The organism is Variovorax sp. P1_H12_2, from assembly GCF_056405335.1.
This window is the reverse complement of sequence record NZ_JBFUCI010000564.1, coordinates 1-3,304: the sequence shown is the minus strand read 5'-3', so window position 1 is coordinate 3,304 and position 3,304 is coordinate 1. Positions and strand designations below refer to the sequence as shown.

4 protein-coding genes are annotated in these 3,304 nt (G+C 65.7%); all 4 read right to left on the bottom strand.

The genetic code is table 11. The features are described 5' to 3' along the window. On the bottom strand, positions 1-264 hold a 264-nt coding region (locus tag AC1D2K_RS32375), incomplete at its 3' end, for an NADPH-dependent FMN reductase (protein ID WP_478094242.1). A 41-nt stretch (positions 265-305) separates the two neighbouring features. Further along, entirely contained in the window at positions 306-1,220 is a 915-nt protein-coding gene (gene epsC / locus AC1D2K_RS32370; protein ID WP_478094240.1) for a serine O-acetyltransferase EpsC, read from the bottom strand. A 75-nt stretch (positions 1,221-1,295) separates the two neighbouring features. After that, complete coding sequence (locus tag AC1D2K_RS32365; RefSeq protein ID WP_478094238.1) at positions 1,296-2,735, bottom strand: amino acid permease; 1,440 nt, start codon at positions 2,733-2,735, stop codon at positions 1,296-1,298. 231 nt (positions 2,736-2,966) lie between these two features. Next, the coding region (locus AC1D2K_RS32360; protein ID WP_478094236.1) for a hypothetical protein at positions 2,967-3,304 on the bottom strand (338 nt) is incomplete at its 5' end.

The following is a 3,304-nucleotide window of genomic DNA, read 5'->3' as shown; positions in this document are numbered from 1 at the left end:
CTTGAGGACGCCCGGAACCGAGCGGTTGTATTCGGGCGTGACGAACAGCAGGCCGTCCGCCGCGGCGACCTCGGTCTTCAGTCGCTTGACCGCAGGCGCCTGGTTGCCGTCTTCGTCCTGGTTGTACAGCGGCAGGTCGTCGATGCGTACATGCTCGAAGGTGAAATCCTCGGGCGCAAGATGCGCAATGGCGAGCGCGAGCTTGCGGTTCAGCGAATCCTTGCGCAGGCTGCCGATGACGACGGCAATTTTTTTCTGGCTCATGAAGACTCCTTGAGAACGGGTTGAGGGAATGGGACGATAGCTCAGGGCCGGCGCCGCTGCGGCGCGTTCTGCAGGCTGGCCTGCGACACGCTGGCCCCGGGCGGCACGTCATCGGTGATCCAGACGTTGCCGCCGATGGTCGCGCCCTTGCCCAGCGTGACGCGGCCGAGGATGGTCGCGCCGGCATAGATCACGACGTCGTCTTCCACCACCGGATGGCGCGGCAGTCCCTTCTGCAGATGGCCTTCGACGTCGGTCGGGAAGCGCTTGGCGCCGAGCGTGACGGCCTGGTAGATGCGCACCCGCTTGCCGATCACGGCGGTCTCGCCGATCACGACGCCCGTCCCGTGGTCGATGAAGAAGCCGGCGTCGATGCTGGCGCCCGGATGGATGTCGATGCCGGTCTGGCTGTGCGCGAGTTCGGCCGCGATGCGCGCGAGCAGCGGCAGGCCCAGGCCATAGAGCTGGTGCGCGAGGCGGTGGTGGATCATCGCCAGCACGCCCGGGTAGCAGAGCAGCACCTCGTCGACGCTGCGGGCCGCAGGATCGCCCTGGAAGGCGGCGAGCACGTCGCCGTCGAGCAGGCGCCGGATCGATGGCAGCGCCGCCGCGAACTTGCGCACCGCGTCGGTGGCTCGAGCGTCGATCTCGTCGCCACCGCCCGGCGCGTGGCGCGCCATGTAGCGCAGTTCGAGCCGCGCCTGGTTCAGCAGTGAATTGAGCGCCGCGTCGAGTGTGTAGCCGACGTAGAAATCCTCGCTCTCGTGGCGCAGTTCGGGCGGGCCGAGCCGCATCGGGAACAGCGCGCCCTTGAGCGACTCGACGATCCCGGCCAGCGCCTCGCGGGAGGGAAACTCGCGGCCGCCGGGCTCGCGCGAGCGCCGCTGCGCATCGCGCCACTCGTCGCGCGCATCGCGCAGCGCGCCGACGATCTCGCCGATATCGAACAAGGGCATGCAGACTCCTTCAATCGTGGGGGCATCGACGATGCATCATCGCGCAAGACCCCACGAACTGCGGGTCTTGGCCGCTCAGAACTGCTTTCTCAACTTGCTCCCGTCGACTTCCGCCAGCATGGTGAGCGGGATCTCGCGGCCCTTCACGATCTTCAAGTAGACGATCGACAGGCCGACGATCCAGATCACGCCACCGTACAGGGCGGGCCGGGAGGCCTCGTTGACACCGAGCAGGACGATGGTGAAGACCAGGAAGCCGATCGCGGCCGCCGGCGCGACCGGCCACCAGGGCACCGGAAACCGCAGCGCCCCAGCCACTTCCCGCGGCATCTTCCGCCGCATGCACCAGTGCGACAGCAGGATCATCAGCCAGACCCAGACCGTGGCGAACGTCGCCATGGCCGCCACGATGAAGAACAGGCCTTCCGGGTAGATCATGTGCAGCACCACGCCGGTCAGCATGGCGGCGAGCATCACGATCACCGGAATCACAGGCACGCCGGCCCGCGACACCGTGCCGAGCGCGTCGGGCGCATGCTTGTGCCTGGCGAGGCCATACATCATGCGCGCGGCCCCGAACAGGTCGCTGTTGATCGCGGAGACCGCGGCGGTGATCACGACCACGTTCAGGATATGGGCGGCCGACGTGATCCCGATGCTGCCGAAGATCTGAACCAGCGGACTGCTGGCGCCGGTGATCTCGTTCCATGGATAGATCGACATCAGCACGAACATCGTGCCCACGTAGAAGACCAGGATCCGCGCGGGCACGCTATTGATCGCCCGCGGCAGGCTTCTTTCGGGATCCTGCGCCTCGGCGGCAGTCAGGCCGATGATCTCGATGCCGCCGAAGGCGAACATCACGACCGCGAACGCCGACACGAATCCGAGCACGCCATTGGGAAACCAGCCGCCATGCGACCAGAGGTTGGCGATGCCCGAGGCCGCGTTCCGCACCACGGTGCCGTCGGAATGGGTCGACGTGTAGCCGAAGAAGATGATCCAGGCGCCGCCGGCGATCATCGCGCAGATCGCGACCACCTTGATCAGCGACAGCCAGAACTCCATCTCGCCGAACATCCTGACCGCGCACAGGTTCAGTTCGGCAATGATCAGCGTGATGCCGAGCGACCAAATCCAGGGCGGCACATCGGGGAACCAGAGCCCCATGTAGATCGAGAAGGCGATCACATCCGCGATGCAGACCAGGACCATCTCGATGATGTAGGTCCAGCCGGTGAGGAAGCCCGCCAGCGGGCTCAGGTAGTGGCTGGCATAGCCGCCGAAGGAACCGGGAAGCGGCTGGTGGAGGATCATTTCCCCCAAGGCCCGCATCACGATGAAGACTGCGGCACCGGCCAGCAAATAGGCGAAGATCACCGACGGGCCAGCCAGCTGTATGGCCTTGGCCGAGCCATAGAAAAGCCCGGTGCCGATCGCAGAACCCAATGCGATGAAGAGAATGTGGCGGCGATTGAGTCCCTGCTTCAGTTCCTGGTCTTGTGTGTTGCTCATTCTTGTTTCTCCCTCGTGATTTGGCTGTGGTGCGGATCAGGCAAGGACCATAGGTTCGCTTTCGATCGGAAGGTGAAAGGTGCGGCCGGCGACAAGGCGCGGCTGCGCGCGCGACGGTGCCCCGGGTACCGGGAACGGACACGTGGGAGGCGAAGCCGCTCGCGCGCTGGGCCGGCGACAGCTCAGCTGCCGGCTTCGGCGGCGGTGGATGGCGTGGAAACGGTCAGCGCGCTACAGCGGCGGCAGAACGGGTGATCGGCGCAACGAGGCCGGATCGCACGAAAGCGCACGAAAGCGCGCGGATGGGGCCGGCGTGCGTTGCGTCGTGACCGACGACAAGCGCTCGTGCATTCGGTGGCATTCGCCACGCGTTGTCTGGTGCATTGCTTCCACTCCCTGGATGAGTCTCCACGCCTGTGCCCAGATCGATTCGCCGAGCTTCAGACGCGATTCGAGCACCCGCGGGTGCTCGAATGAATGCAGATGGTAGATGCTCAAGCCCGCGAAAGCAATCGGCGACGCTTTCGAGGACTTGAGCGGGCTCACAGCTTCGCGATCGACACCTCCGT

Bases quoted from the DNA above. Each gene is read 5' to 3' on its own strand.
- AC1D2K_RS32365 (WP_478094238.1), bottom strand. From the start codon at position 2,735: ATGAGCAACACACAAGACCAGGAACTGAAGCAGGGACTCAATCGCCGC.
- epsC (WP_478094240.1), bottom strand. From the start codon at position 1,220: ATGCCCTTGTTCGATATCGGCGAGATCGTCGGCGCGCTGCGCGATGCG.